A 26,518-nucleotide genomic window follows, 5' to 3' on the forward strand; every position below is an offset into this window, starting at 1 on the left:
GCAGACGGGCTATTCCTGGTCGGTTCGCACACCTGTTAGCTTGCCCGTCGTCAGAAGTTTCACGACCGCTTTCCACACCACTTGGAAGGAATTGTTGTGAGCCGCTTCCCGAGCACGACGGCGATGGCGTCCACCCTGGCAGCAGTGGGTCTCCTCGCCGCGATGCCCGTCACGGCGTCCGCCGCCGAGGCCAGTTCCAGCGCCCAGTCCAGCGCGCAGATCGTCGTCATCGACGCGTACACCGAGAAGATCAAGGAGTCCGGCGGGGTTGCTTTCACCTGCCCGACCAACCAGGTCCTGATCGGGCGCGCCCACGGCGGTGACGAGAACGGCACCACCACCTACTACTGCGCCCTGATCCTGATCGACTCGCAGATCGCCACGGTCAGCGCGCCCACCTGGAGCGGTTTCCAGAAGGAGAGCAACTCGCTGTTCTCCGCGGCCACCGACCAGGTCCTGGTGGGCAGGCAGCACTCCGGCGACGAGAACGGCTCCACCCGGTACGCCACCGCCCAGCTGAGCGTGGCCGGGCGCGCCGTGACGCTGACCGGCCGCCGGTGGACCGACCCGCAGAAGGAGAGCAGCAGCAGCTCCAAGGCGGGGGAGCTGGAGGTCATGGTCGGCAGGCAGCACAGCGGCGACGAGAACGGCCAGACCCGGTACGAGTACGCCCGCCTGGTCGGCTGACCCACCGCCCCCCAGGGGGACGGCGCGCACCCGCGTCCGGCCGGCGCCCGGTCCCGCGCGGGTGCGCGCCACCCCGCCCAGCCCTCGCGGGCCCAGCTCTCGCAGGCTCAGCCCTCGTCGGCCCCGCGCCGCGAGCGGTGCAGCGACACGTGCACCCGGTTCGCGCACCGCGTCGAGCAGAACCGCCGCCGACCGTTGCGGGAGGTGTCCACGTACACCACCGCGCACCCCGGCGCCGCGCACCGCCCGAGCCGGTCCGGCGCGTCGCACACCGCGTGCGCCACCCCCGCCGCCGTGTACGCGCGCACCCGCTCCTGCGTGGGCAGCTCGGCGGGCGCGAAGTGCAGGTGCGGCGGGCGGCCGTCGTGCGTGGAGATGTGCGGGCGGGTCGCGGTCTCGGCCAGCAGCTCGTTGACCAGCCCGACCGTGCCGCGCGGGTCGTCGAACACCCGCTCCAACCGCCGCGCCCACTCCAGCAGCTCCCGCGCCCCGCCCGCGTCGAGCGTGCCGACGGGCTTGTAGTCCAGCGTGCGCAGCACGTCCAGCAGCCGCTCGGGCGAGCAGTCCCGGTCCAGGTTCACCAGCGTCGCCGCCATCTGGGCCGCCGCGCCGCCGTAAGGGTTGAAGTGCACTGAACAATGACATCATGCTCGGACGGGTGAACACCAGATGCCCCCACTGCGGCTGGCCCGTCGACGACCCCGCCTACCCGGCCGACGCCCACGGCCCCGTCGCCTACCGCCGCTGCGCGTGCGGCGCGTGGCTGGTCCTGGAGCGCGGCGCGCTGGTGGCGAGCCCCCGCGTCCGCACGACGTCACCTGACCGTGTCGGCTAGGGTCTGCTCACCGTGACCTCCCGCCGCGACCCGACCCGCCGTGATCCGAACCGCAGGGACCCGAACCGCAGGGACCTGCTGCGCGACACGGCCATCGCGGTGCTGGCCGCCGAGGGCGGGCGCGGCCTGACCCACCGGGCGGTCGACCGGGGCGCGGGCGTGCCGGAGGGCACGACGAAGAACTACTTCCCCACCAGGGACGCCCTGCTCGGCGCGGCGGCGGCCCGCATGACCTCCCTGCACGCCGAGGCCGTGGACCGCCTGCGCGCGACCACCCCGCCGGGCGTGTCCGCCGACCAGGTCGCCGGCCTGTACCCGGCGCTGCTGCGGCGCGCGGTGGCGGACGACCCGACGCAGTTCCTGGCGATGGTGGAGCTGTACCTGGAGGCGGTGCGCAGGCCGGGGGTGCGCGAGGCGCTGGGGCGGATGGTCGTGGCGAACGCCGGGGCGGGCGCGGCGCTGCACCGGGTGGCGGGGCTGCCGGGGTCGGCGAGGGACGCGGCGCTGCTGGACGCGTACTTCCTCGGGGTGGCGATCTCGCTGCTGGCGCTGCCCGAGGACGCGCTGGGGCAGGTCGGCCTCGACGACCCGGTGGACCTGGGGCTCGGGCTGTTCCGGGCGGCGGTGGAGCACCAGGGGGACGACCGGGGCGGTCCAGGGGACGACTCGACGCGGTAGGCGGCGGGCCAGGTGCGCTCGGGCTCGTGGCGCCACACCGCGCGGTGTGACGCCACGAGCGCCTTTCCCGAAGCGCGCCGATCCTCGCGGAAGACCCAGGGAAGAAAACCGCACCGCCCTGGAACCGATTTCCCGAACGGGAATCAGGGCCCCTGATCCGGGGGCGTGGTTTCAGGTCCCCGGTTTCAGTCCCACGAAATTAACGCGTTTCCCCCGCGCCCGTCAGGACACGCGCAGGTACAGGTTCACGACCGTGCCCGCGTGCGACTTGTTGAACGTCACCCGCTTGCCGTTCCCGCCCGCGCGGACCGTCCCGAAGGACGCGTTGTCGCCCCACGCGCCGTAGACCTCGGCGCCCTTGCCGTCCGCCTTGGTGTCCTTGACCCAGCCCTGGGCCCGCACCGTGCCACCCCCGCAGGTCACGGTCCAGCCCGCCTCGCCGCCGGTCAAGATCGGGTGGAAGACCTGCCCGCACGTGCCCTGGATGACGATCACCCCCGGCTCGGCCACCGCCGTCCCGGCCGTCAGGCCCGCGCCCGCCAGCCCCGTCATCAGCACGGCCAAGCCCGCTCTCGTCGCCCTGTTCATTTTCAGTCCCCCTCATTGTCGGACCTTCTCGCCATCCCCGATCGGGACGTGAAGATAATCGCACCCCCGTTCCGAAAAACAGAGGAGGACAACCAAAAATGCTCCGAACGGTCGGCCTGGCCCTTCCGGCGGTGCCGCACCGGAAGGGCCATCAGGACCAGCGCGCACCATTTCCCGCCCCACCTCGCCACCTATTTCAGACAGGTGAAAACCCGCCTTCGCCCCTTCGGGTGGCACACCCCGCGCGAACCGCGCCGACCGCAGGTTCCGCGCACAGCGGACACCACCACCGCCCGCCGCGCCCTACGTTGACCCCCATGACCATCACCGCGACCGCGGCGGGCCTGGACTGCGTCGTCCTGCCGCCGCGCACCGGCAACCGCCTGGTCCTGCTGTGGCACCTGCTGGGCACCCCCGGCAGCCCCGCCGCGATGGCCGCGGCGCTCCCGCTGCGCGAGGTCGACGCCTGGCGCGCCTACCTCCCGCTGCCCCCGGTCCCCGAGGGCGCCGACGTGCTCGTCGACCGCTACGCCCCGCTCGTGGAGACCGCCCTCGCCGTGCTCCCGGACGCGCTGGCCGACCTGCGCGCCGAGCTCGGCGTCCCCGACGGCCCCGTCGACCTGGTCGGCGGCTCCGCCGGTGGCCACATCGCGCTGCTCGCCGCCGCCAGGGCCCTGGTGCCGGTGCGCCGGGTCGCCGCGGTCAACCCCGCCACCGACGCCCTGTCCGTCGTCACCGTCAACGACCCGCACTACGAGTGGTCCCCCCGCGCCCGCGAGGTCGAGCGCGACCTCCGGGTCGCCCCCACCATCACCGCGCCCGTGCTGATCGTGCGCGGCGCGCAGGAGCGCCCGGCCATGGTCCCCGGCCAGAACGCCCTCGCCCGCGCCCTCCCGGACGCCCGCCTGCTCGACCTGCCGGACCTGGCCCACATGGTCGACACCCCCGAGCGCGCGAGCGCCGTGGACCGGGAGGTGGGCTCGTGGCTGGCCTGACCGTCGTCACCGGCGGCGGCCGGGGGATCGGGGCCGCGATCGTGCGCAGGCTCTCCGCCGACGGCGGCCGGGTCGTGTTCTCCTACCGCGCCGACACCGCCGCCGCCCACGCCCTGGCCGCCGAGACCGGCGCGATCGCCGTGCGCGCCGAGGCGAGCGACCCCGGCGACGTCGACCGGCTCTTCGACACCGCCGCCGAGCTCGGCGCCCTCACCGGCGCGGTCGCCAACGCGGGCACCACCAGCCCCGTGGGGACCCTGGTCGAGCTGGACGTGCGCGACCTGCGGCGCGTGGTCGACGTCAACGTCGTCGGCGCCCTGCTGTGCGCCCGGCGCGCCGCCCGCGACCTGCGCGAGGGCGGCGCGCTCGTGGCCATCTCCTCCGCCGCGGCGACCCTCGGGTCACCGGGGGAGTACGTGCACTACGCGGCCAGCAAGGCCGCCGTCGACGCCATGGTCGTGGGGCTGGCCAAGGAGCTGGGGCCGCGCGGGGTGCGGGTCAACGCGGTCGCGGCGGGCACCGTGCGCACCGACATCCACCGCGTCTCCGGGGTCCCCGACCGCCCGGACCGGGTCGCCGCCGCCATCCCCCTCGGCAGGCCGGGCGAGCCCGAGGAGATCGCCGCCGCCGTGGCGTGGCTGCTCTCCCCGGAGGCCTCGTTCACGACCGGGGCGGTGCTGCGCTCGGCCGGGGGGCTGTGAGCACGCGCGGACCGTCCTCGGTGATCGCCACCGAGTGCTCCACGTGCGCGGCGCGGCTGCCGTCGGCGGTGCGCAGGGACCAGCCGTCGTCGTCGGTGACCAGCGCGTCCAGGCCACCCGCGTGCACCATCGGCTCGATCGCCAGCACCATGCCCGGCCGCAGCTCCACGCCGCGCCGCGACGGGCCCTCGTTGGGCACGCCCGGCGGCTCGTGCATGGCCCGGCCGATGCCGTGCCCGCCGAACTCGCGCGGCATCCCGTACCCGGCGCCGCGCACCACCCTGCCCACCGCGTGCGAGATGTCCCCGAGCCGCCCACCCGGCACCGCCGCCGCGATCGCGTCCTCGAGGGCCCGCCAGGCGGTGTCGATCAGCGCCAGGTCGGCGGGGGAGGGGTGGCCGACGACGAAGCTGGTGGCCGAGTCGCCGTGCCAGCCGTCCACGTGCGCGCCGCAGTCGACGCTGAGCAGGTCCCCCTCGCGCAGCCGGTAGCCGGTGGGCACGCCATGCACGACGGTGTCGTTGACCGAGGCGCAGACGACCGCCGGGTACGGGGTGGGCGCGAACGCCGGGTGGTAGCCCAGGAACGACGAGCCCGCGCCCGCGTCCCGCAGCACCTGCGCCGCGACCTCGTCCAGCTCCAGCAGCGACACGCCCACCGCCGCGTGCTCCCGCACCGCCGCCAGCGCGTCCGCGACGACCAGCCCGGCGGCCCGCATGGCGTCCAGCTCGCCAGCGGACTTCAACTCGATCATCCACAACTCCATGCCGTGATAGTTATACCGGTATTACTATCACAGCATGGTGCGCCAGCCACTCACCCAGTCGGACCGCGAACGCGGTGAACGCCTCGGCGAACTCCTGCGCGCCGCGCGCGGCGACCGCAGCATGTCCCAGATCGCCACCCACGCCGGCATCTCCGTCGAAACCCTGCGCAAGATCGAACGGGGCCGCATCCCCACCCCGGCGTTCTTCACCGTCGCCGCGCTCGCCGAAGCCGTGGGGCTGTCACTCGACCAACTGCACCGCGCACTGCACACCGAACAGCGCCTGACCGCCTGACGGCCCACCCCTCCGCCTCACCCCTCCGCATCCCCACCCCCCTCCTCGGCCAGCGCCCCGTACCGCCGCGCCACCACCCGGCACGCCCGCACCAGCTCCACCGGCCGCACCTGGTCCACCTCCGCGTCGAACGTCGCCAAAATCCCCGCCACCCCCGCCCACGACCACGCCCCCAGCACCAACCGGCAGCGCCCCTCGTCCAGGTGCTCCACCACCGAACCACCCGGCGCCCACCGCGCCACCACCCCCGCGGGCAGCGCCACCCGCGCGCTCCCCGAGCACTGCCACCGCGCCGGACTGTCCCCCCGGTCGTGACTGCCCATCACGAACCCCGCCAGATCCCCACCCGGCACCTCCCGCGCCACGAACCCCGCCGTCGTCGGCCGCACCAGCACCCGGTCCACCCGCAGCACCCGCCACCCCGAACCACCGGGCTCGCACCCCACCAGGTACCAGCGCCCCGCCCACACCACCAGGTGCTGCGGCTCGAACGCCCGCGCCGCCACGAAATCCCCGTCACCGGGGCACGCCCGCGACCCGTCCACCCGCAGCACCTCCACCACCAGCACCCGCCGACGCCGCACCGCCACCCCCACCGCCGTCAGCGCGCCGGGGTCGATCGGCGGCGCCGGGAACTCCCAGTGGTTGCGCAGCCGCGTCACCCGCACCGACTCCATCGCCGCCCGCAGCACCTCCGGCACCGCCGACCGCACCGTCTCCAACGCCCGCTCCGCGTCCTCGCGCAACCCGAACACGCTGCCCGGAGCCGTCTGCAGCGCCACCGCCACCGCGAGCGCCTGCTCCCGGTCGAACACCAGCGGCACCCCACCCCCGGCGCCCAACCGGTAACCCCCGTCCGGACCCCGCACCGACGTCACCGCGTACCCCAGCCCCCGCAACACCTCCAGGTCCCGCCGCACCGTCCGCCCGCTCACCCCCAACCGCTCCGCCAGCTCGCGCAGCGGCCACACCCCGCGCGACCCCAGCAGGGACAACAACCGCAACGCCCGGTGCGCCGTGCTCGCCACCCCGCCATCCTCCCGCCGGTAGTGGACACCCGGTGACCACCACCCCTGCCACCGTCACCCCCGACCAACCGGAACCCGAGGGGGAGACCACCATGCGCATCGTCGTGGCAGGCGGCGGAATCGGAGGACTCGCGCTCGGCGCGGGCCTGCGCCGCAGCGGGCACCAGGTGGCGGTCCACGACCGCGACACCGACATCGCCAACACCGGCGGCTACCACATCACCCTCGACGGCAGGGCCCTGGACGCCCTGGAGCACCTCGTGCCCCGGCACACCCTGCGACGGCTGCTCGCGTCCGGATCGGCCCTGCGCCTGCGCGAACCCGACGCCTACCGCGACCGCCGGGGCAGGCTCCTGGGACGCGGCCCCGACCTCACCGGCAACCCCAGCGTCGACGTCGACCGCGTCACCCTGCGCGTCCTGCTCGCCGACGCCGTCGGCCCCGACCTGCACCTCGGACGGCACGTCACCGGCGTCGACCACGACCCCGACGGCAACCCCGGACTGCTCTTCGCCGACGGCGCCACCGAGAGCGCCGACCTGGTCGTCGGCGCGGACGGCGCCCACTCCACCATCGCCAGGCGCCTCGCGGGCGGCCCCACCAACCACCCCACGGGCATCACCGGCTTCTCCGGCCGCACCCTGCGCGCCGACCTCACCCCCGCCGGACAACGCCGCCTGGGACCCCGCTCCGAGATGTCGATCGGCCCCCGCGGCGCAGCCCTCTACCTCGGGTTCCTCGACCCCGTCGGCAACGCGGCCCTGGACGCCCCCGAACTGCGCGCCGCCACCACCACCGGCCCCACCTACATCTGGGGCGCGATGTTCCCCGACACCCCCGCCACCACCGCCCTGCGGGCCCTGCGCGGCGCCGACCTCAGGGACGCCCTCCTCGACCGCTACCGCCACCACGGCTGGGCCGAGCACACCCTGGAGGTCATCGCCCGCGCCGACCCCGACAGCGTGGCCGCGTTCCGCTTCAACGCCGCCCCCACCCGCGCCGCCGACCTCGCCCCGTGGCCGCCGGGCCGCGTCACCGCCCTCGGCGACGCCGTCCACGCCACCCCGCCCACCGCGGGCATGGGCGCGGGCGCCGCCATCCGCGACGCCGCCGACCTCGTCACCCACCTGAACCGCGACACCCCGCTCCTGGAGGCGATCGCGGCCTTCGAGGCGGGAATGCGCCTGCGAGGCGCGGAAGCCCTCACCGCGGCCATGCGCGTCATCCGCCTCATCCAGGCCACCACCACCCCGCTCGGCGCAGCCGCCACCCACCTGGCGACCCCGCTCCTGGCCACCGCCACCCGCCTACGCCGCTGACCCGGCCGGTGGGGTGGACCGCGGGGGAGCGGTCCCGCGGTCCACCCCACGTCGAGCACCCCACGTCAGGCACCCCGCACCACCATCCCGGCACAAACCCGCACAAACCCGCTCACGCCACCACGACCTCCACCCCGGCCTCCCCCCACGAGGCCCCCGCCTCCACGTCCTCCGTCACCAGCACCCCCACCCCACCCGGCGGCAGCACGAAGTGCGGCGCCACCTGCCCGTGCTTGGTCGAGTCCGCCAGCACCGCCACCCGCCGCGCCGCCCCCGCCATCGCCGACTTCACGTCCGCGTCCGCCTCGCTCACCGACGTCATCCCCACCTCGACGTCCAGCGCGCACGCCCCCAGCACCGCCCAGTCCGCCCGGTACCGCCCCAGCGCCCCCACCGCCGCCGACCCCACCAGGTACCGCGCCACCGGATCCCACCGACCGCCCGTCACCGACAGCGCCACCGACCCGTCCCCGTCGAACACCCCCGCCACGTCCAGCGAGTTCGTCACCACCGTCACCGGCCGCACCCGCAGCGCCTCCGCGAACGCCAGCACCGTCGACCCCGCGTCCAGCAGCAGCACCTGCCCCGGCCGCACCAACCCCGCCGCCGCACGGGCGATCGCCCGCTTCGCGTCCCCCGCCACCCCGGCCCGCGCCGCCCACCCCATCCGCCCGGTGTCCAGCGCCACCGCCCCGCCGTGCGTCTTCTGCAGGTGCCCGGCCTCCGACAGCGCCCGCAGGTCCCGCCGCACGGTGTCCTCCGACACCCCCAGCAGCACCGCCAGCGCCGACACCTCCACCCGCCCGTCCCGCCGCAGCTCCGCCACGATCCGCTCCTGCCGCTCCCGAGCGAACACCCGCACCACCCTCACGTCCACGCGCCACTTGACTCTGCCGAAGTATGCACGGTTTGATGCCGAACCGTGCCGAAACCTGCCGACAACTCCGCGCGAGAACGCCGCGCACTCCTCACCACCGCAGCACTCGGCTTCCTCACCCTCGGAGCCCTCGCCAGCGCCACCGGCCCCACCCTGCCCACCCTCGGCGCCCGACTCCACCTCACCCCCACCCACACCGCCTGGCTCCTGGCCACCTTCGCCGCAGGCGCCGTCCTCGGAGCCGCCACCACCGGCGCACTCCGCCACACCCCACCCGGCCCCCAGCTCACCGCCGCCGCCGCACTCGCCACCACCGGCAGCGCCGCACTACCCCTCGCCCCGAACCTCCCGACCACCCTCACCTGCCTGCTCCTCATCGGAACCGGCTTCGGCGCCGCCAACCTCGTCCTCAACCTCACCCTCGCCCGCCGGCACGGGGGAGGAGCCACCCTCACCGCGGTCAGCGCCACCTTCGGCCTCGGCGCCACCGCCACACCCCTCATCGCCGCCACCACCCCCACCGACCCACGCCCAGCCCACTGGACCTGCGCCGCCCTCGCCCTCACCCTGCTCGCCGCCACCACCCGACTGCGCACCCCGGCAGCCCCGGCAGCCCTGACCGCACCACAAACCCCAGCAACCCCACCACCAGCGAGAACACCCACGGCAGCCCCCACCACCGCGCTCCTCGCCACCACCCTGCTCGGCTACGTCGCCCTCGAAGGCGCCACCACCGGCTGGGCCACTACCCACCTCACCGCCACCACAACCCTCACCACCACCTGGACCACCGCGGCCCCGGCCCTCATCTGGCTAGCCCTCACCGCAGGCCGCCTCGCCACCGCACCCCTGCTCCGCCACACCCACCCCGCCACCATCACCCTCACCGCGCTCACCGCAGCCGCAGCCACCACCACGCTCACCCTCAACCCCACCACCGCGGCAGCCGGCTACGCCCTCACCGGACTCGCCATCGCCCCCGTCTTCCCCGCCGTCATCGCCTGGCACACCACCACGAACCCCGACGACCGGGGCACCACCCACGTCATCACCGCGGCACTCGCAGGCCCGCTCGTCACCGCACCCGCCACCGGCCACCTGATCACCACCACCGGCCCCCACGCCATCCCGTGGACCCTCACCGCACTCGCCCTGCTCACCGCCACCACCGCGGCACTGACCCGTCGACGCCGAGCACCCCGACCCGAACCCGAAGGCGTCCAGATCATCCTCGTCAACACCCGCGACGAGGTCCTGCTCCAACTCCGCGACGACAAACCGGGAATCCCGCACCCCAACACCTGGTGCATCCCCGGCGGCCACCTGGACCCCGGCGAAACCCCACGCCAAGCCGCCACCCGCGAGCTGAACGAGGAGATGGGCCTCACCATCCCCGCCCACCACCTGCACCACATCACCTCGACCCGCCGCGCCTACGGGTACGAGCACACCTACTGGACCCGCCTCGACGTCGACCCCACCACCATCGACCTCACCGAAGGCCAACGCGTCCAGCACTTCACCGCCGCCCAGACCGCCACCATGGCACTGGGCTACGAGGACAACACCGTCCTCGCCGCCTTCCACGCCCACCTCAGTACGGAGCCCGAGACCGCTCCTTGACCAGCTCCAACCCACGCCCCAGCACCATCAGCACCGTCGCCGCCGCAGCCACCAGCGGCACGTCCTCGCGCTCCCGCGCCCCACCACCCACGACCTGCCCCACCAGCTCCGCCACCGGCAACCCCACCACCGGCTCACCACCGCACACCAACCACACGTCCTGCGCCACGTCCGCACCCACCGCGGGCGACGACTCACCCCCGCGCCGCACCACCACGACCGGGTCCGGAACCCCCACCGCCAGGTTCGCCAACCGCTCGGGCCGAGGCGGCTCCACCAACCACACCACCCGACAAGCCCACTCCAACGCCCGACGCAGCAACGCCCCCTGCGCCACCCACTCCAACCCCACGTCCGAGTCCGACGACGCCCTCACCTCGCGCACCGCCGACCGCCGAGCGGCCTGCAAGCACCGCACCGACTCCCGCAACGCCCCCCACACCGCACCGCTCATCCCCGCCGACCCCTCCCGCTGGTCGTCGGCCCACAGCGGACTGCGCTCCCGCACCACCGCCAACCCCGACGACTCGGCGACCAGCGGCACCACCCGCTCCACCTTGTCCAGCACGAACACCAACCGCCGCAGATCCCGCACGTCCCCGTCCACGACGCGCAGGCTACTTACCCCTCCGACTCCGGCAGCACCGGCCACGACTCCGAGTTCCGCCGAACGGCAGCAGCCCGCCGCCGCAACCACGACGAGTCCCGACCCTCCGCCTCCGCCTGGTCGATCCGCCGATCCACCCCCGCCGCGTACACCAGCTCCTGCTCCCGGAACCACCCCACCTGCCGCTCGTGCAGCTCCGACAGCGCGATCCCACCCACCTCCACCGGGTGCACCCGAGCCAACTTCCACGCCAACCGCGCCGCCGCCAACGCGTCACCCGCGCTCGTGTGCGCGCCCTCCAACCGCACCCCGTGGTGCTCGCACACCGCACCCAACGTCCGCTTGCCCACCCGACGCGGGTCCAACGCCCGATCCACGCACAACGGGTCCACCACCGGCCCCGACACCCGCAACGACCGCCCGTGGTGCCGCAGCAGCTCCGCGTCCAGCATGGTCAGGTCGAACGGCGCGTTGAACGCGCACAGGGGAGTGGACGCCGTCCACAACTCGGCCAGCAGCGCCTCGACCTCCGCCACCACCTCACCCACCGGCCGCCCCTCGGCCCGCGCCTGCTCGGTGCTGATCCCGTGGATCGCCGTCGCCGACGCCGGGATCGGCACACCCGGATCGGCCAACCACGTCCGCACCCGGACGTCCGGCTTCGCCCCCTCGGCGCCGGGCGTGATCACGACCACGGACGCGGTGACGATCCGGTCCCGACGCGGCTCGACGTCGGTGGTCTCCAGGTCCAGGGCCAGCAGCGGGCCGTCGGCCCACGACCCGGTGGCAGCAGGGCTGTGCATCGGCGCAGCGTACCCGGGCGCACCGACACCCACGGGACGACGGTGATCAACGGCGGGTCGCGGGGGAGCGGCGCCCCGGAAGCCCCGCCGCGCCGGGGCCCGATCAGCCCAGGTGCTCGCGCAACGCCCGCCGCGCCGCGCGCCGATCACGCCGCCGGTCCTCCCGACGCCGGAACGCCCACTCCCGGTGCCCGCGGCTCTCGCAGCGCCGGAACCAGTACGACGCGGTCCCCGCCCAGTGGCACCCCGAACGCGGCTGCCCGAGGGACGCGGTGGACTCGCTGATGACGGCGGGGAGCGCGCACCCGCCGAACCCGTGATCGTGCACCGGGACGCAGGCGGACATCGGAGCGTCCGCCATTCGACCGACCGACACGCCGGCCCTACCTCGCCGCCGTTGATCAGCGTCACGGGTTCGCGCTCGGGGCTGGGCGGGGAGGGGCTCGGATTGCTTACTTAACATAATGTAGATTATCGGCATTGCGGACGTGCTGGTCAGAGGGTCGAGAGGGGTCGTCGGGGCGTCCAGACGGCGATGGCGTGTCGTGCGCGAGCGGCGACGCAGCGGGCATCGGCACGGCGTGCGCGTCGCCGTTCGCCGTCGAGCGACGCGCACGCGGCGGGCGGCGGCGTCGGCCCAGCGCGGCAGTGCGGGCGACGCGGGCTCGTCGCGCTGGGCGTTCGAGGTGTCAGCGTTCGAGGTGTCAGCGGCCGGACGGCGGCCGTCGGTGTCGGCTTGAGTCGGCCGGTAATACGTCACGTGACGCATCCAAGGGCGTGTCCTGGGGTGCGTCGAAGTCGTGCCGCCGGGCGCCCGGCGGCCGGTTCGAGCTTGATCAAGGCCTCCCGAGGCCTGCCCCCTGGCCTGCCCCTGGGCTTCCGTCCTGCCCTGAGCCGGCGTTGACCGGCGTCTCGGTGCTGCGGGATGTGCAGAACGTGTGGCTGGAGGCGTTTGCGAGGGCTCCGGCGGGGTTCGTTTGAAGATCAACTACTGGGGTCCCCCGAGAGGGGCTGCCCCGCCCCGACCGCTGTTTGATGGATAATCGCCATTATCCATCAAACGATGCGGATCGCGTTGGGTCGGTGACCCGGTGCGTTCGGCGCGCTCACCACGCTCGACGCGTTTGGCACTCCGCAGGCCCTGCGGGCTCGGTGCGCTCCGTGCGATGGCCAAGGCGGTGCCTTCCCCCGTCGCCGCAGCCAACGAGCACTCCACGCTGGCACTCCCCTGCCGGTGATCGCTCGTCTCCCTCCTGCCCGCTCACCCGTCGGGCTCGCCGCCGCCCTCCGCTCCCCCGCCACCCGCCCTCACCTGCCCGAACCACCCCCACCTCCCCCGTTTGGGTAACCAACTAGGCCGAATTGTCGGTCCCGTGCGGTAGTAAAGGTGGCGTGGACGTACTCGCTGCTCAGGAAGCCTTCTTCCAGGCCCGCAGGCCCAGGAAGGATTCGCCGCACACCACCGCCGCGTACCGGCGGGACCTCGCCGGGGTCAACGCGCTGCTGGGCGAGGTGGTCGGGCGCGAGGTGGGTGAGCTGCGAGTGGAGGACCTGACCGGGGCGCACCTGCGGTCGGCGTTCGGGGTGTTCGCGGACTCGCACGCCAAGAGTTCCGTGCTGCGGGCCTGGTCCACCTGGAACCAGTTCCTGACGTTCCTGGTCGCCGAGGACCTGGTGCCCGGCAACCCGATGGGGGCGGTGGCGCGGCCCAAGACGCCGCCGCTGGTGCCGAAGCCGCTGCGCGGGGAGGACACGCCGGAGCGGTTGCTGGCGGCTGCGGCTGAGGGGGCGCGGAAGGCGCGGGACCCGTGGCCGGAGCGGGACGTGCTGGTGCTCGCGCTGGGGCTGGTGGCGGGGTTGCGGTCGGTGGAGATGCGGACGTTGACGCTGGCGTCGGTGGTGGGGCGGTCCGGGGAGCGGCGGTTGCACGTGCTGGGCAAGGGCAACCGGGACCGGTCGGTGCCGATCGAGCCCGCGATGGAGCGGGTGGTGGACGAGTACCTGGCGTCGTGCCGCAAGCGGTTCCCGCAGGGGCGGTTCGACCGGGGGTCGGCGCTGCTGCGGGACCGGCACGGTGAGCCGATCGGGCGGGGTGGGTTGGAGTACCTGGTGCGGTCGTGCTTCCGGTGGGCGGGGTTGCACGACCGGGTGCCGTCGGGGGCGAACCTGCACGCGTTGCGGCACACGTTCGCGACGCGGTTGGCGGAGGACGGGGCGACGGCGTCGGAGATCATGGCGCTGCTGGGGCACGCGTCGTTGGCGACGAGCCAGAACTACATCGAGGCGACGGCGCGGGAGCAGCGGTCGGCGGTGGCGGGGAACCGGACGTACGCGTCGTTGTCGCGGTTGCCCGGTGGCGGGGCTTAGCGGGAGGGGGCGTGGTGCTGGACGAGCGGTTGGCGGCGGGGTCGGGGTGTCGGCCGAGCTGGCGGCCCCGGTTCTTCGACTACCTGTGAGCGGGTGTGCGGGTGGAGTACGTGTCCAGGGTGCCGCGTCCGCCGTTGGACGGGCTGATCGACGACCTCTACTACCTGGAGGGGGCGGCGCCGTACGCCCGGTTGTCGTTGCCGCCGGGGCCGTCGGTGCTGCTCGTGGTCAACCTCGGGGCGCCGTTCCGCGTCCGCTCGGGCGTCGACGTGGTGGCGGGTGAGTTCGTCGACGGGTGCGTGGTGGCGATGCGCACCCGTGCGCTGGAGTTCGGCTACCCGCCCGTGACCAGGTCGGTCGGTGCGCACGTCAAGCCGTGGGGGTTGGCGCCGTTCGCGCCGATGCCGGTGGCCGAGCTGCGCGACCGGCCGGTGGAGGTGGAGCAGCTGTGGGGGCGGCGCGCCGTCGACGGGCTGCGGGAGCGGTTGGTCGCGGAGGCGGACCCCGGGGTGGTGCTGGCGCTGTTCGAGGAGGAGTTGGCGCGGCGGTTGCGCGAGCCCTCGGGTCTGGGGTTGGTGCGCGGTGCGGGTGGGGTCATCGCGGCGGCCGGTGGGGTGGTGGGGATCGGTGGGCTGAGCGAGGTGGCGGGGGTGAGCGGGGCGCACCTGGCGCGGCGGTTCAAGGCGGTCGTGGGGGTGACGCCGAAGCGGTTGGCCCGCACCTACCGGTTCGCGTCCGCGGTGTTCGGGATCGATCCGGTGGGGCCGGTGGACTGGGGTGCGCTGGCCTGCGGGGCGGGGTACTTCGACCAGGCCCACTTCGTGCGCGAGTTCCGGGAGTTCACCGGGTTGACGCCGACGGGGTACGTGGAGGCGCGGCGGCGGTTCCTGCGGGAGAACCCCGGTCACGTGCTGGAGGGGTGGTCGTTGCCCGTGGGTTGATTTCGTACAAGAGCGGTGGTTCGCGGCGCGCTAGCTTCGGGGTGTTCCGGAGTGGAGGAGGGCCGCGTGGGCAGGGTGGTCATGTACAGCTCGGTGTCGGTGGACGGTTTCGTGGCGGACGGGGAGGACCGGCCGGGGCCGTTGTTCGACTGGTTGACCGGTGGCGACGTGCCGTTGGACGACAGCGGTGCGCTGACGGTGTCGCGGGCGTCGTACGAGCACACCCGGCCGTACTGGGACTCGATCGGGGTGACGGTCGTGGGGCGTCGCGTGTTCGACCTGGCGGACGGGTGGGGCGGGGTGCCGCCGAGCGGGGTGGGGCACGTGGTGGTCGTGACGCGTCGGCCGGAGCCGGACGGGTGGGACGCGGGGGCGCCGTTCCACTTCGTCGCCGGTGTGGAGGCGGCGGTGGCCAGGGCGCGGGAGCTGGCGGGTGGGCGCGTGGTGGAGGTCGCGGCCGGGGACGTCGGTGGGCAGGTGTTCGCGGCGGGGTTGGTGGACGAGGTGCGCATGGACGTGGTGCCGGTGGTCCTGGGGTCGGGCAGGCGCTACTTCGGGTCGGTCGACGCGCAGCACCTGCTGGAGGGGCCCGACGTGGTGGTGCGGGGTGATCGGGTGCTGCACCTGTGCTATCGGGTGCGTCGTTGACCGGTGGTGCGGGCGGGGGCTCCCCTGGGCTCGGGGCGGGCCCGCCGCACCTCTGCGGCGGGCCCGCGTCCGGTCAGGCGAGCAGGTAGGAGGTGGCGAAGCCGCTCGTGCTGCACACGTTGAGCTGGCTGAGGGTGCGGGTGTAGGTGAAGCCGGGGGGCACGGTGCAGGCCCAGATGCCGCTGCGGGGCTGTTCGAGCAGGTAGGAGGTGGCGAAGCCGCTCGTGCTGCACACGTTGAGCTGGCTGAGCACCCTGGAGTAGGTGAAGCCGGAGGGGACGGTGCAGGCCCAGAGGCCGGTGGTGGGGGTTTCGACGTAGTACGAGGTGGCGAAGCCGCTCGGGGAGCACACGTTCAGCTGGCTGAGCACCCGCGTGTAGGTGCTGCCCGCGGGGACGCCGCAGGCCCAGACGCCCATGACGCCGACCTCGGGGGTGGCGGTGGGGGCGGGTGCGGCCTGGGCGGTGGCGGTTCCGGTCGCCAGTGCGAGCGCGAATGCGGCGCCCGCCAGCAAGCTCATGATCTTGCGCATGGTCTCCCTGTTCGTTTTCCCTGGTGCGGCGGCCGGGCACACGCTAGGGGCGGCGGGGACGGGATGGCTCTGTTTCGGGACGTGTTTCATCCCCGGTGGGGTGGGATGGCACCTGATTCGATCAACAGGTGGCTACCGGTGGTGCGGGGGTGCGCCCGGTCGGGGGGAATCGTGGGGCCGGGTGATCGCTCGTTCGGCGGTCGTCGGTTCGGCGGTCGGTGCGCGCGAGCGGGAGCCGGGATGGGCTCAGAAGGGCGGCCAGGGGATGGCGGGCCAGTCGCGCTCGTGGTCGACGGCGGGGAGGGTGCCGGTGGCGAGGAGGCGCTTGGCGCGGGAGCCCAGTGCCCAGACCTCGGTTCGGGTGAGGTGCTCGTGCAGGGTCTCCCCCAGGTCGCCGTCGAGTCCGGCGAGGAGGCGTTCGGTTCCGGCGACGGCCTGGTCCGGGAGTGGTTGGGACTCCCAGCCCCACAGGACGGTGCGGAGCTTGTCCTCGGCGTGCAGGCAGATGCCGTGGTCGACGCCGTAGACGTGGCCGTCGGGGGCGTGCAGGACGTGGCCGCCCTTGCGGTCGGCGTTGTTGACGAGGGCGTCGAAGGCGGCCATGAGGCGCAGGGCGGGGTGGTCGCGGTGGGCGACGACGAGGGGGGCGCCGTCCTCGGAGGTGGCGTGGAGGACGGGGATGCGGCCGGGGCGCAGGGAGTCGGCGGGGACGAGTTCGACGAGGTCGTCGTCCTCGCGGGTGTCGATCCAGAGCTGGGCCATGCCCGGCCCGAGTGGGCCGGGGCGCAGGACGGTGGGGGGTACGAGGTCGAAGTGGCAGGTCTGGGAGATGAGGTAGGTGGCGTGCTCGCGTCCGGCGAGGGTGCCGTCGGGGAAGTCCCAGAGGGGGCGTTCGCCCCGGACGGGTTTGTAGACGCAGGTGGCGGTGGCGCCGTCGAGTTCGACGTCGCAGAGCAGGGTGGCGTTGGAGGCGTCGACGAGTCGGCCCCGGATGTCGAGCGTGCCGTGGGTGAGCAGCTCGACGACGTCGTCGTCGTCGGGCCGCCGCACCGCTGTCAGCTCTCCTCCGAGCGGCGGTAGCCGTTCTGCCTGGGGCAGATGTGGCCCTCGGGGTCGAGGGGTTCGCCGCACAGGGGGCAGGGTTTGCGGCCTGCCTTGACGACTCGTTCGGCGCGCTCGGCGAACGCCCTGGCCTCGGCCGGGGTGAGGAAGACGCGGACGGCGTCCGGGCCTTCCTCGGTGTCGTCGAGCACGACGGCCTCGTCGACGTCCTCCTCGGTGACGGCGAGCAGTTCGATGACGACGGCCTCGGACTCGGAGTCCCAGCCGAGGCCCATCGTGCCGACCTTGAACTCCTCCTCGACCGGCACCGCGAGGGGTTCGGTGTCCCGGAGGTCGTCGGGGGCCGCTTCGGGGACTTCGGCGCCGAACCTGCGGTGCACCTCCTCCAGCAGCGAGCCGATGCGCTCGGCGAGTACGGCGACCTGTTGCTTCTCCAGCGCGACGCTGACCGTCCGGGCCTCCTCGGAGGCCTGGAGGTAGAAAACGCGCTCGCCGGGTTGCCCGACTGTGCCGGCGATGAACCGGTCGGGCTGGCGGAATACGTGGATGACGCGTGCCATGACGACACCGACCCTAGGCCACGGCGTGATGATCGGCAGCCCTGGCCCGTGTTTTCCGGGTGTCGGGGCCGTGCGCGCGGGTGTGCGCGCGTGGGGCGTTAGGGTCGGTTCGTGGTGGAGATCGCGTCGTACGGGACGTGGGAATCGCCGGTGACGGCGTTGGAGGCGGCGCGGGCGGGTGGCGGGCCCCAGTGGGTCTGGCTGCACGGTGGCGCGGTGTGGTGGGCGTGCTCGCTGCCCTCGGAGGGGGGTCGGTTGGAGCTGCTGCGGGACGGGGCGCCGTTGTTGGGGGCGCCGTGGAACGTGCGGAACCGGTTGCACGAGTACGGGGGTCGGCCCTACGCGGTGGTGGACGTGCCGGGTGGTGGGGTGCGGGTGGCGTTCACGAACTGGGAGGACCAGCGGATCTACCTGCTGGACCCGGACGGTGGTGGTGGGCCCGCGCCGATCACGGTGGAGCCGTCGGTGCGGCACGGGGTGCGGTACGGGGACCTGGTGGCGGGGCCGGATGGCGAGTCGGTGTGGTGCGTGCGGGAGTCGGTGACCGGTCCCGCGCCGACCGATGTGGTGCGGGAGATCGTGTCGGTGCCGCTGGACGGTGGTGAGCCGGTGGTGCTGGCGGCCAGTCACCGGTTCATGGCGGGGGTGCGGCCGAGTCCGGACGGGGCGCACCTGGCGTGGCTCGGGTGGGATCACCCGGACATGCCGTGGGACAGCGCCGAGCTGTGCGTGGCCGGGGTCGGTGGTGGTCACCGGGTGGTCGCGGGTGGTTCGGGCGAGTCGGTGTGCCAGGTGGAGTGGGACGGCAGCACGGCGCTGCTGGCGCTGACGGACCCGGACGGCTGGTGGAACCTGCACCGGATCGGGTTCGACGGGTCGCGGGAGAACCTGGCGGCGTGCGAGCGCGAGCTGGGTGGGGCGCTGTGGAAGCCGGGGCAGACGTGGTTCGCGCCGGTGGGTGACGGTTACCGGTACGCGGTGCTGGCGTCGGGGTCGTTGGCGGTGCTGGACGAGCGCGGGCGGACCGTGACGCCGGTGGAGGTGGACCTGCCGGTGTGGCAGGCGGGGATCGTGGTGTCCGGTGGGGTGGTGGCCGGGGTCGCGGGTGGTCCGCTGGTGGAGTCGTCGGTGGTGACGTTGGACCTGTCCAGCGGTGAGGTGACGCACCACTCGGAGGCTGCGGCGCCGCACGCGCGGTACTTGCCGGAGCCGGAGTTGCGGGTGTTCTCGCGGCCGGACGGGCAGCGGGTTCCGGCGTGGGTGTACTTGCCGTTCAACCCGGACTTCGTGGCGCCGGAGGGTGAGCTGCCGCCGTTCGTGGTGCACGTGCACGGTGGGCCGACGGGTCGGTTCGCGCCCGCGCTGGACCTGGACCTGGCGTTCTTGACCAGTCGGGGCATCGGTGTGGTGGCGGTGGACTACGGGGGGTCGACGGGGTACGGGCGGGCGTACCGGGAGCGGTTGCGCGGGCAGTGGGGCGTGGTGGACGTCGAGGACTGCGCGGCTGTGGCGGAGGCGCTGGCCGCGGAGGGGACCGCTGATGGTGGGCGGTTGGCGATCCGGGGTGGCAGCGCCGGTGGGTGGACGTCGGCGGCGTCGTTGACGTCGGTGTCGGTGTACCGGTGCGGGATGGTGGCGTTCCCGATCCTGGACCTGGCGGGGTGGACGGCCGAGGGCGGGGAGACGCACGACTTCGAGTCGCGGTACGTGGAGGGGCTGGTGGGGCGGCTGCCGGAGGCCGAGCGGCTGTACCGGGAGCGGTCGCCGAGCGGGCGGGCGGACCGGTTGGCGGGTCCGGTGCTGATGCTGCAGGGGCTGGAGGACGAGATCTGCCCTCCGGCGCAGGCGGAGCGGTTCATGGCGGGGTTGGCCGGGAGCGGGGTGCCGCACGCGTACCTGGCGTTCGAGGGCGAGCAGCACGGGTTCCGGCGGGAGGCCACGATCGTGGCGGCGTTGGAGGCTGAGCTGTCGTTCTACGGGCAGGTGCTGGGGTTCGTTCCGTCGGGTGTTCCGGTGTTGGGGTTGAGCTCGTGAGCGGGTTGTTGGCGCCGGGTGACCGGGTTGTGGTGGTGTCGCCGTCGTCGGCTTCGCCCGCGGAGGACGTGGACGCGGGGGTTGCGCTGCTGCGGGGGTGGGGGTTGGACGCGGTGGCTGCGCCGCACGCGAAGGACTACCACCCAGGGTTGCGGTACCTGGCGGGGACGGACCCGGATCGGGCGGCGGACCTGACGGCGGCGCTGGTGGACCCGGAGGTGCGGGGGGTGCTGTGCGCGCGGGGCGGGTACGGCAGTCAGCGCATGGTGGACCTGGTGGACTGGCCGTCGGTGGCGGCGGCGGAGCCGTCGGTGTTCGTGGGGTCCAGTGACGCGACGGCGCTGCACGAGCGGTTCTCGGCGTTCGGGTTGGCGTCGTGGTTCGGGCCGATGGTGGCGACGCCCGCGTTCCTGTCGGACGCGGTGGCGCGGGAGAATTTGCGTCGGGCGCTGTTCGAGGGGGTGCGGTCGTACTCGGGTGCGCCGGTGGCGGGTGGTCGGGCGTCGGGTGTGGCGTTCGGGGGGAACCTGAGCCTGCTGGGTCCTCCCCCGCCGGAGGGTGCGGTGGTGCTGATCGAGGAGGTCGGCGAGGAGCCGTACCGGTTGGACCGGATGTTGACGGCGCTGCGGCGGTCGGGGTGGTTCGGCGGGGTGGCGGCGGTGGTGCTGGGCTCGTGGGAGGGGTGCGGCGACCGGTCGGTGGTGGACGAGGTGCTGGCGGACCGGTTGGGCACGTTGGGGGTGCCGGTGCTGGGGGACGCGGGGTTCGGGCACTGCCCTGGGCAGGTGACGGTGCCGTTGGGGGTGCCGGTGGAGGTGGACGCGGACGCGGGGGTGGTGACGGTCCTGGACCCCGCCGGGAGTGGTGGGCCCCGGCCGTTGTTGGATGTGGCGAGCTGACCTGAGGGGTCGGCCGTGGTGACCCCCGTGGGGGCCGGGAACTTCCTCCCCGGCCCCCACGGCTTTTTGTTCGGGGTCAGGGGCCGGTGTGACCGGGGCTCGGCGGCGGGGCGCACACGGGGTTGGGCCTACTCGGCGATGGGGGTCCAGGCCCAGTAGTTGGTGGGCCACTGCTGGGCGTTGCACTGGTTCATGAACAGGCCCTGCCCGTTGCCGGAGCGCGGCCCGTTGATGCAGGGGTCGTCGTAGCTGTCCCAGCCGTAGGGCGCCAGCCAGTACCAGCCCGACTCGCGGTGGATGCCGTACCAGAGGTCCTCGCCGCTCGACGAGCACGGCCCGGTGACCACCGGCACGTCGTAGGCCCCGAAGCTGCTGGTGCGGATGCACCGCTGCGTCTTGGCGTTGCGCAGCTGCGTCCACCCATCGGATCGGACGTCGAAGTACCAGTACTGGTTGGTGGCGTTGACGCAGTCCCAGAGGTAGAGCGCGTTGGGGTTGTTGCCGTCCAGGCAGTCGCCCTCGGTGTTGAAGATCCGGTAGCGCAGGGCCTGGGGTGACACCTCCTGTTGCGCGGGGTGCGGTGCGGCGGTGGCCGGTGCGGCGGTGGACAGCAGGATCAGGGCGCAGGCGAGTGCTCGCAGGGCTGCTCGGGTGTGTGGCATGTCCACAGCATCGGAGGTGGCGTTCCGCTGGTGCCACTTGTTCGACCCAGCTCGAAAGTGGTGATGTGGCGGAGGTGTCGAGCCCGTGGGGTGTGGGGCGCAGTTCCTGCTGTGCCTGGACGGCGGGCGGGCGTGGTTCCGGTTCGGCGAGGAGCCGTTCGAGGACTGAGGTCGGGGTGCCGAGGGGGTCTGGTGGTACCTGTCCCGGCAGGGTCTCCCGGACGTGCGGGGCCGCTGCCAGCCTGGGCGCATGGCGGACAACCGGCTCACCGCGCACGCGGACCTCTTCGACCTGGGTGGCAAGCGCGCGCTCGTCACCGGCGGCACCAGGGGCATCGGGATGATGATGGTGCGCGGCCTGCTGCAGGCGGGTGCGAGCGTGGTCGTCAGCTCGCGGGACGTGGACGCGTGCGCCCAGGCGCAGCGGGCGCTGTCCGCGTTCGGGGAGGTGCGGGCGATCCCCGCCGACCTGTCCCGGCACGAGGAGTGCCTGCGCCTGGCCGGGCTCGTCACGGCGGGCTCGCAGCGCCTGGACGTGCTTGGTCAACAACGCGGGGGCGATGTGGCGCGAGCCGCTGGAGACGTTCCCGGACGAGGCGTGGGACAGCGTGGTCGACCTGAACCTGAAGGCGCCGTTCTGGCTGGTGCGGGCGTTGCTGCCCGCGTTGCGCCGGGCCGGGACGGCCGATGATCCCGCGCGGGTGGTCAACGTCGGCAGCATCGCCGCCCTCCACGTCGCCGCCTCGCCGAACTACTCGTACGCCGCCAGCAAGGCGGGGTTGCACCAGCTCACCAGGGTGCTGGCCAGGGAGCTGGGGCCGCAGCACGTGGCGGTGAACGCGGTGGCGCCCGGACCGTTCCCGTCGCGGATGATGGCGGCCACGCTCGACGCGATGGGGGACGCGATCGCCGCGAAGGCCCCGCTGCGCCGTCTCGGTCGTGACGACGACATGGCGGGGGTCGCGGTGTTCCTGGCCAGTCGGGCCGCGGCGTACCTGACGGGCGCGGTGATCCCGGTCGACGGGGGCATCGCCACGACCGCGTCGGGCGCCTAGAGGCGTCGGGCGTCGGGCGCTTGGAGACGGGAAGCGGGGCGGGGAACGGGGTGGTGATGATCGACCTGCGCACCGAGATCAGGGAGTTCCCCGGGTCGCGCCGCGCGCGGCTCACCCCCGAGCGGGCCGGGTTGCCCGCGTACGGCGTCAACCGCCGGGTCAAGGGGTTGCGCCGCGAGGAGCCGAGCGCGAGCACCTGTTCCACCTCGCGCGGCAGTGCAGGCCCTCCGGTGTCCCGCGTCGCGGGCGACCGGTGGGGGCGGTGCGGCCGGCGTTGCTGCGGGTGCTCGACGCGGTCGTCGACGCGCCCGCCTGGATCTGCGACGGCCGCTACGACGTGCTGGCCGCGAACCGGCTGGCAGCCGCGCTGTACTCCCCCGTGCTGGCCGACGCGCGCCGTCCGGCGAACACCGCGCGGTTCGTGTGCCTGGAGTCCGAGGCGGCGGGGGCGTTCTTCGTGGACTACGAGCGCGTAGCGCGCGACGTGGCGGCGAAGCTGCGGATGGAGGCCGGTCGCGACCCGCACGACGAGGACCTGATCGCCCTGGTCGGGGAGCTGTCCACGCGCAGCGCGCTGTTCCGGCGGCGGTGGGCCTCGCGGGACGTGCGGCTGCACCGGTCTGGGCGCAAGCGGCTGCGCCACCCGGTGGTGGGCGAGCTCGACCTGGACGTGGAGTCGATGGGGCTGCCCGCCGATCCCGGCCTGCTGCTGACCGTGCACACCGCGCCCGCGGGGACGGCGAGCGCGGACGGTCTGGCGCTGCTGGCGTCGTGGGCGGCCGGTCGGGAGAGCGGGGTGCGGGCGTTCGGCTGACCGGTGGTCCCGGTCGGGGTGGCCGGCCGGGGCGTCCGGGAATGCCCAGTTCACCGGTGTCGCCCTCACACTGGGTGAGCACCGTTGACCGACATACCGACCGGTCGGTACCCTCGCGGCGTGGTCAACGCGAGGACGCGTCCGGTCGACGCCGTGGTGCTGGACTGGGGCGGGGTGATGACCGTGCCGGTCCCCGCGTTCGTGGACTCCTGGCTGACCGCCGAGCGCATCGACCGCGAGCGCTACACCACCACCCTGCGCGCCTGGATGGGCCGCTCCGCTCCCCCGGACACGCCGGTGGCGCGCCTGGAGACCGGCGAGCTGCCGGTGGCCGAGTTCGAGGCGCTGCTCGCCGCCGAGCTGACCACCCTGGACGGGACCGCCGTGCCCGCGCCCGGCCTGCTGCGCCGCATGTTCGGCCAGGCCCACCCCGACCCGGCGATGGTCGACCTGGTGCGGTCGGCCCGCGCGGCCGGGCTGACCACGGCGCTGCTGTCCAACAGCTGGGGCGAGGGCTACCCGGAGCAGCTGCTGCTGGAGCTGTTCGACGTGGTGGTGGTCAGCGGCCGGGTCGGGCTGCGCAAGCCCGACCCGGCGATCTTCGCGCACACCGTCGACCGGGTGGGCGCGCCCGCGTCCCGGTGCGCGTTCTTCGACGACATGCCCGGCAACGTCGAGGGCGCCCGCGCCGCCGGTCTGCTCGCCCACCGCCACACGAGCGCGGACGAGACCCGCCGCGTGCTGGAGAGCCTGCTCGGAGGAGCCCTGTGAGCACCGAGTTGCCGGGCCTTGACCTGGAGCGCCTGTCGATCCACCTGGGCAGCGGCCCGCTGACCGGCGAGCTGATCCCCGGCGGTCGCTCGAACCTGACCTACCGGGTGGGCGACGGCCGCGAGCGGTGGGTGCTGCGGCGCCCGCCGCTGGGGCACGTGCTGGCCACCGCGCACGACATGGCCCGCGAGCACCGGGTGATCAGCGCGCTGGCGGGCACCGCCGTGCCGGTGCCCGAGGCGCTGCTGCTGTGCGAGGACCCCGAGGTGATCGGCGCGCCGTTCTACCTGATGCGCGAGGCGCCCGGTCAGGCGCTGCGCGAGCGCGAGCAGTGCCCGTGGCTCACGCCCGAGCACGCGGCGGGCCTGTCGCGGCGGCTGGTGGACGTGCTGGTCGACCTGCACGCCGTGGACCCCGGCGAGGTGGGGCTGGCGGACTTCGGGCGGCCGGAGGGGTTCCTGGCGCGGCAGGTGGACCGGTGGGGCAGGCAGCTGGAGGCCTCGCGCAGCCGGGACATCCCCGGCGTGGACCGGTTGCGGCGGGTGCTGGCGGACACGGTGCCGGTGTCGCGGCGGGCGTCGGTGGTGCACGGGGACTACCGGCTGGACAACGTGCTGGTCACCGAGGACCCGCCGGGCGGGGTGAGCGCGGTGCTGGACTGGGAGATGGCCACCCTCGGCGACCCGCTGGCCGACCTGGGGCTGATGTGCGTGTACTGGGGCGGCCTCGGGCTGGACGACGACCCGATCACCGGGTCGGTGCCCGCGATGCCGGGGTTCGCCTCCACCGAGGAGGTCGTGGCCCGGTACGCCGAGCGCAGCGGCGCGGACGTGTCCGGGCTGGGCTGGTACACGGCGTTCGGGTGCTTCAAGCTCGCGGTGATCGTGGAGGGCATCCACTACCGGTACCGGGGCGGGCAGACGGTGGGGGCCGGGTTCGACCGGATCGGGGAGCTGACCGGGCCGCTGGTGCGGCGGGGACTGGCCGAGGCGGGCGCGGGGCGCCCCTGGAGCGCGGGAGAGCAGAGCTGATGGACTTCGCCCACGACGCCACCACCGAGCAGCTGCGGCGGGAGCTGCTGGAGTTCATGGAGGACTTCGTGCTGCCCGCGGAGCCGGTGCTGGCGCGGCAGCTGGCCGAGGCGGACCCGTGGGTCAAGCCGGAGGTGATCGAGGAGCTCAAGGCCGAGGCGCGGCGGCGGGGTTTGTGGAACCTGTTCCTGCCCGACCGGGAGCACGGGGCGGGGCTGACGAACCTGCAGTACGCGCCGCTGGCGGAGATCACCGGCCGCAGCCCGCACCTGGCGCCGGAGGCGCTCAACTGCGCGGCGCCGGACACCGGGAACATGGAGGTGCTGGCGATGTTCGGCAGCGCCGGGCAGCAGCGGGAGTGGCTCAGGCCGCTGCTGGACGGGCGCATCCGGTCGGCGTTCTGCATGACCGAGCCGGAGGTGGCGTCCTCGGACGCGACGAACATCGCCACGCGGATCAGGCGCGAGGGCGACGAGTACGTGATCGACGGGCGCAAGTGGTGGTCGTCGGGGGCGATGAACCCCGAGTGCGCGATCTTCATCGTGATGGGCAAGACCGACCCGGACGCGGAGCGGCACCGGCAGCAGTCGATGATCCTGGTGCCGCGTGAGACGCCCGGTGTGCGGGTGGAGCGCGGGATGCGGGTGTTCGGCTACGACGACGCCTCGCACGGCGGGCACGCCGAGGTGGTGTTCGAGGGCGTGCGGGTGCCCGCGTCGAACCTGATCGGCGGGGAGGGCGACGGGTTCGCGATCGCCCAGGCCAGGCTCGGGCCGGGGCGGGTGCACCACTGCATGCGGCTGATCGGGATGGCCGAGCGGGCGCTGGAGCTGATGTGCAGGCGCGCGCTGGAGCGGGTGGCGTTCGGCAGGCCGCTGGCCGAGCAGGGCGTGGTGCGGGAGTGGATCGCGGAGTCGCGGGTGCGCATCGAGCAGGCGCGGCTGCTGGTGCTCAAGACGGCGTGGCTGATGGACACGGTGGGCAACAAGGGCGCGCACACGGAGATCCAGGCGATCAAGATCGCGGTGCCGCTGATGGCGGAGTGGGTGCTGGACAAGGCGATCCAGGCGCACGGCGCGGCCGGGGTGAGCCAGGACCACCCGCTGGCGGAGCTGTGGGCGTCGGCGCGCACGCTGCGGCTGGCGGACGGGCCGGACGAGGTGCACCGGGTGTCGTTGGCGAAGCGGGAGTTGAAGCGGTACGCGTGAGGGGGCCTTGAGCGGGGGCGTTCGCGCCGGGCGCGTTCCCAGCGGCGGGTCAGGGCCGGGTAGACGATCGTGTGGCGGAACGGGGCGATCGGGGACAGGTGGGCGCGGCCCGGCCTGCCGTGGGTCGGGGGC

28 protein-coding genes and 2 pseudogenes are annotated in these 26,518 nt (G+C 74.0%); 18 read left to right on the forward strand and 12 right to left on the reverse strand.

All coding sequences use genetic code 11. From position 1 onward, the window contains the following. The first annotated feature begins 96 nt into the window (after positions 1–96). Positions 97–687, forward strand: a complete 591-nt coding sequence (locus AMIR_RS17120) for a hypothetical protein (RefSeq protein ID WP_015802216.1) — start codon at positions 97–99, stop codon at positions 685–687. Between the two features lie 107 nt (positions 688–794). Here AMIR_RS17120 and AMIR_RS17125 read toward each other — a convergent pair whose 3' ends face one another. Further along, entirely contained in the window at positions 795–1,319 is a 525-nt protein-coding gene (locus tag AMIR_RS17125; RefSeq protein ID WP_015802217.1) for a CGNR zinc finger domain-containing protein, read from the reverse strand. Between the two features lie 26 nt (positions 1,320–1,345). Here AMIR_RS17125 and AMIR_RS40365 point away from each other — a divergent pair, with 26 nt between their 5' ends. Together AMIR_RS40365 and AMIR_RS17130 are read left to right on the forward strand one after the other, a co-directional pair. After that, on the forward strand, positions 1,346–1,522 hold the full coding sequence (locus tag AMIR_RS40365) for a hypothetical protein (protein ID WP_187313524.1): 177 nt from the start codon (positions 1,346–1,348) through the stop codon (positions 1,520–1,522). 12 nt (positions 1,523–1,534) lie between these two features. Then, on the forward strand, positions 1,535–2,200 hold the full coding sequence (locus tag AMIR_RS17130) for a TetR/AcrR family transcriptional regulator (protein WP_015802219.1): 666 nt from the start codon (positions 1,535–1,537) through the stop codon (positions 2,198–2,200). Between the two features lie 222 nt (positions 2,201–2,422). On the opposite strand, the gene AMIR_RS17135 is transcribed toward AMIR_RS17130, so the two are convergent. Further along, positions 2,423–2,788, reverse strand: a complete 366-nt coding sequence (locus tag AMIR_RS17135; protein WP_015802220.1) for a hypothetical protein — start codon at positions 2,786–2,788, stop codon at positions 2,423–2,425. 317 nt (positions 2,789–3,105) lie between these two features. On the opposite strand from AMIR_RS17135, the gene AMIR_RS17140 reads away from it, so the two are divergent. Both AMIR_RS17140 and AMIR_RS17145 read left to right on the forward strand, forming a co-directional pair. Continuing rightward, positions 3,106–3,783 carry an alpha/beta hydrolase gene (locus AMIR_RS17140; protein WP_015802221.1) on the forward strand — a complete coding sequence of 226 codons (678 nt, stop codon included), beginning with the start codon at positions 3,106–3,108 and terminating at the stop codon, positions 3,781–3,783. Next, positions 3,771–4,484: an SDR family oxidoreductase gene (locus AMIR_RS17145; RefSeq protein WP_015802222.1), complete on the forward strand. Its 714-nt coding sequence runs from the start codon at positions 3,771–3,773 to the stop codon at positions 4,482–4,484. The genes AMIR_RS17140 and AMIR_RS17145 overlap by 13 nt, the downstream gene beginning before the upstream one ends. Here AMIR_RS17145 and map read toward each other — a convergent pair. Then, positions 4,444–5,238: a type I methionyl aminopeptidase gene (gene map / locus AMIR_RS17150; protein WP_015802223.1), complete on the reverse strand. Its 795-nt coding sequence runs from the start codon at positions 5,236–5,238 to the stop codon at positions 4,444–4,446. The two genes, AMIR_RS17145 and map, sit on opposite strands and share 41 nt — an antisense overlap. A 46-nt stretch (positions 5,239–5,284) precedes the next feature. Here map and AMIR_RS17155 point away from each other — a divergent pair, with 46 nt between their 5' ends. Beyond that, positions 5,285–5,545 (forward strand): helix-turn-helix domain-containing protein, encoded by a 261-nt coding sequence (locus tag AMIR_RS17155; RefSeq protein ID WP_015802224.1) that lies wholly within the window; start codon positions 5,285–5,287, stop codon positions 5,543–5,545. A 17-nt stretch (positions 5,546–5,562) separates the two neighbouring features. Here the strand turns inward: AMIR_RS17155 and AMIR_RS17160 are convergent, their stop codons facing one another. Further along, positions 5,563–6,573 carry a helix-turn-helix transcriptional regulator gene (locus tag AMIR_RS17160; RefSeq protein WP_015802225.1) on the reverse strand — a complete coding sequence of 337 codons (1,011 nt, stop codon included), beginning with the start codon at positions 6,571–6,573 and terminating at the stop codon, positions 5,563–5,565. A gap of 32 nt (positions 6,574–6,605) precedes the next feature. On the opposite strand from AMIR_RS17160, the gene AMIR_RS17165 reads away from it, so the two are divergent. Next, complete coding sequence (locus AMIR_RS17165; RefSeq protein WP_015802226.1) at positions 6,606–7,892, forward strand: FAD-dependent oxidoreductase; 1,287 nt, start codon at positions 6,606–6,608, stop codon at positions 7,890–7,892. A 112-nt stretch (positions 7,893–8,004) separates the two neighbouring features. Here the strand turns inward: AMIR_RS17165 and AMIR_RS37310 are convergent, their stop codons facing one another. Beyond that, on the reverse strand, positions 8,005–8,769 hold the full coding sequence (locus AMIR_RS37310) for a DeoR/GlpR family DNA-binding transcription regulator (protein WP_187313525.1): 765 nt from the start codon (positions 8,767–8,769) through the stop codon (positions 8,005–8,007). Positions 8,770–8,814: 45 nt separating this feature from the next. Between AMIR_RS37310 and AMIR_RS39260 the strand changes: the two genes are divergently transcribed. Next, positions 8,815–10,392 carry an MFS transporter gene (locus tag AMIR_RS39260; protein WP_015802228.1) on the forward strand — a complete coding sequence of 526 codons (1,578 nt, stop codon included), beginning with the start codon at positions 8,815–8,817 and terminating at the stop codon, positions 10,390–10,392. Here AMIR_RS39260 and AMIR_RS17180 read toward each other — a convergent pair. The 3 genes from AMIR_RS17180 to AMIR_RS17190 form a co-directional block, all read right to left on the reverse strand. After that, a complete protein-coding gene (locus tag AMIR_RS17180; protein WP_041836819.1) occupies positions 10,364–10,999 on the reverse strand; it encodes a hypothetical protein in 636 nt (211 codons plus the stop codon). The two genes, AMIR_RS39260 and AMIR_RS17180, sit on opposite strands and share 29 nt — an antisense overlap. Positions 11,000–11,013: 14 nt before the next feature. Then, on the reverse strand, positions 11,014–11,802 hold the full coding sequence (locus tag AMIR_RS17185) for an exonuclease domain-containing protein (protein ID WP_015802230.1): 789 nt from the start codon (positions 11,800–11,802) through the stop codon (positions 11,014–11,016). Positions 11,803–11,905: 103 nt separating this feature from the next. Further along, on the reverse strand, positions 11,906–12,178 hold the full coding sequence (locus tag AMIR_RS17190) for a hypothetical protein (protein WP_143760757.1): 273 nt from the start codon (positions 12,176–12,178) through the stop codon (positions 11,906–11,908). Positions 12,179–13,194: 1,016 nt separating this feature from the next. On the opposite strand from AMIR_RS17190, the gene AMIR_RS17195 reads away from it, so the two are divergent. From AMIR_RS17195 to AMIR_RS17205, 3 genes are all read left to right on the forward strand, one after another. Further along, positions 13,195–14,169, forward strand: a complete 975-nt coding sequence (locus AMIR_RS17195) for a tyrosine-type recombinase/integrase (RefSeq protein WP_015802232.1) — start codon at positions 13,195–13,197, stop codon at positions 14,167–14,169. 95 nt (positions 14,170–14,264) lie between these two features. Continuing rightward, positions 14,265–15,110 carry an AraC family transcriptional regulator gene (locus tag AMIR_RS17200; RefSeq protein ID WP_015802233.1) on the forward strand — a complete coding sequence of 282 codons (846 nt, stop codon included), beginning with the start codon at positions 14,265–14,267 and terminating at the stop codon, positions 15,108–15,110. Positions 15,111–15,176: 66 nt separating this feature from the next. Beyond that, positions 15,177–15,758 carry a dihydrofolate reductase family protein gene (locus tag AMIR_RS17205; protein ID WP_015802234.1) on the forward strand — a complete coding sequence of 194 codons (582 nt, stop codon included), beginning with the start codon at positions 15,177–15,179 and terminating at the stop codon, positions 15,756–15,758. 73 nt (positions 15,759–15,831) lie between these two features. Here AMIR_RS17205 and AMIR_RS17210 read toward each other — a convergent pair whose 3' ends face one another. The 3 genes from AMIR_RS17210 to AMIR_RS17220 form a co-directional block, all read right to left on the reverse strand. Continuing rightward, positions 15,832–16,290, reverse strand: a complete 459-nt coding sequence (locus AMIR_RS17210) for a hypothetical protein (RefSeq protein WP_015802235.1) — start codon at positions 16,288–16,290, stop codon at positions 15,832–15,834. Between the two features lie 246 nt (positions 16,291–16,536). After that, entirely contained in the window at positions 16,537–17,340 is an 804-nt protein-coding gene (locus AMIR_RS17215; RefSeq protein ID WP_015802236.1) for an SCO1664 family protein, read from the reverse strand. Positions 17,341–17,345: 5 nt separating this feature from the next. Further along, positions 17,346–17,912 carry a DUF3090 domain-containing protein gene (locus AMIR_RS17220; protein ID WP_015802237.1) on the reverse strand — a complete coding sequence of 189 codons (567 nt, stop codon included), beginning with the start codon at positions 17,910–17,912 and terminating at the stop codon, positions 17,346–17,348. A gap of 111 nt (positions 17,913–18,023) precedes the next feature. Between AMIR_RS17220 and AMIR_RS17225 the strand changes: the two genes are divergently transcribed. Next, the gene (locus tag AMIR_RS17225) at positions 18,024–19,946 is read left to right on the forward strand and encodes a S9 family peptidase (RefSeq protein WP_015802238.1); all 1,923 of its coding nucleotides are present in this window, start codon (positions 18,024–18,026) and stop codon (positions 19,944–19,946) included. Next, entirely contained in the window at positions 19,943–20,845 is a 903-nt protein-coding gene (locus AMIR_RS17230) for a S66 peptidase family protein (RefSeq protein WP_015802239.1), read from the forward strand. The genes AMIR_RS17225 and AMIR_RS17230 overlap by 4 nt, the downstream gene beginning before the upstream one ends. Before the next feature lie 128 nt (positions 20,846–20,973). On the opposite strand, the gene AMIR_RS37330 is transcribed toward AMIR_RS17230, so the two are convergent. Further along, positions 20,974–21,507 (reverse strand): RICIN domain-containing protein, encoded by a 534-nt coding sequence (locus AMIR_RS37330; protein ID WP_015802241.1) that lies wholly within the window; start codon positions 21,505–21,507, stop codon positions 20,974–20,976. A gap of 250 nt (positions 21,508–21,757) precedes the next feature. Here AMIR_RS37330 and AMIR_RS17240 point away from each other — a divergent pair. The 5 genes and pseudogenes from AMIR_RS17240 to AMIR_RS17260 all read left to right on the forward strand — a co-directional run bounded on the left by AMIR_RS17240 (position 21,758) and on the right by AMIR_RS17260 (position 26,386). Then, positions 21,758–22,562, forward strand: a pseudogene (locus tag AMIR_RS17240) (SDR family oxidoreductase). A gap of 50 nt (positions 22,563–22,612) precedes the next feature. Next, a pseudogene (locus AMIR_RS17245) lies at positions 22,613–23,376 on the forward strand (MmyB family transcriptional regulator). 120 nt (positions 23,377–23,496) lie between these two features. Continuing rightward, positions 23,497–24,147 carry an HAD family hydrolase gene (locus AMIR_RS17250; RefSeq protein ID WP_015802242.1) on the forward strand — a complete coding sequence of 217 codons (651 nt, stop codon included), beginning with the start codon at positions 23,497–23,499 and terminating at the stop codon, positions 24,145–24,147. Continuing rightward, entirely contained in the window at positions 24,144–25,178 is a 1,035-nt protein-coding gene (locus AMIR_RS17255; RefSeq protein WP_015802243.1) for a phosphotransferase family protein, read from the forward strand. Before AMIR_RS17250 ends, AMIR_RS17255 begins: the two co-directional genes overlap by 4 nt. Beyond that, the gene (locus AMIR_RS17260) at positions 25,178–26,386 is read left to right on the forward strand and encodes an acyl-CoA dehydrogenase family protein (RefSeq protein ID WP_015802244.1); all 1,209 of its coding nucleotides are present in this window, start codon (positions 25,178–25,180) and stop codon (positions 26,384–26,386) included. Before AMIR_RS17255 ends, AMIR_RS17260 begins: the two co-directional genes overlap by 1 nt. The last annotated feature ends 132 nt before the right edge of the window (positions 26,387–26,518 follow it).

Source organism: Actinosynnema mirum DSM 43827 (assembly GCF_000023245.1).
In the GTDB taxonomy this organism is placed as follows: domain Bacteria; phylum Actinomycetota; class Actinomycetes; order Mycobacteriales; family Pseudonocardiaceae; genus Actinosynnema; species Actinosynnema mirum.

What these genes read in the sequence shown, in the direction of transcription:
- AMIR_RS17135 (WP_015802220.1), bottom strand. Translation starts at nt 2,788, where the DNA reads ATGAACAGGGCGACGAGAGCGGGCTTGGCCGTGCTGATGACGGGGCTG.
- AMIR_RS17140 (WP_015802221.1), top strand. Translation starts at nt 3,106, where the DNA reads ATGACCATCACCGCGACCGCGGCGGGCCTGGACTGCGTCGTCCTGCCG.
- map (WP_015802223.1), bottom strand. Translation starts at nt 5,238, where the DNA reads ATGATCGAGTTGAAGTCCGCTGGCGAGCTGGACGCCATGCGGGCCGCC.
- AMIR_RS17155 (WP_015802224.1), top strand. Translation starts at nt 5,285, where the DNA reads ATGGTGCGCCAGCCACTCACCCAGTCGGACCGCGAACGCGGTGAACGC.
- AMIR_RS17185 (WP_015802230.1), bottom strand. Translation starts at nt 11,802, where the DNA reads ATGCACAGCCCTGCTGCCACCGGGTCGTGGGCCGACGGCCCGCTGCTG.
- AMIR_RS17210 (WP_015802235.1), bottom strand. Translation starts at nt 16,290, where the DNA reads ATGCGCAAGATCATGAGCTTGCTGGCGGGCGCCGCATTCGCGCTCGCA.
- AMIR_RS17220 (WP_015802237.1), bottom strand. Translation starts at nt 17,912, where the DNA reads ATGGCACGCGTCATCCACGTATTCCGCCAGCCCGACCGGTTCATCGCC.
- AMIR_RS37330 (WP_015802241.1), bottom strand. Translation starts at nt 21,507, where the DNA reads ATGCCACACACCCGAGCAGCCCTGCGAGCACTCGCCTGCGCCCTGATC.
- AMIR_RS17260 (WP_015802244.1), top strand. Translation starts at nt 25,178, where the DNA reads ATGGACTTCGCCCACGACGCCACCACCGAGCAGCTGCGGCGGGAGCTG.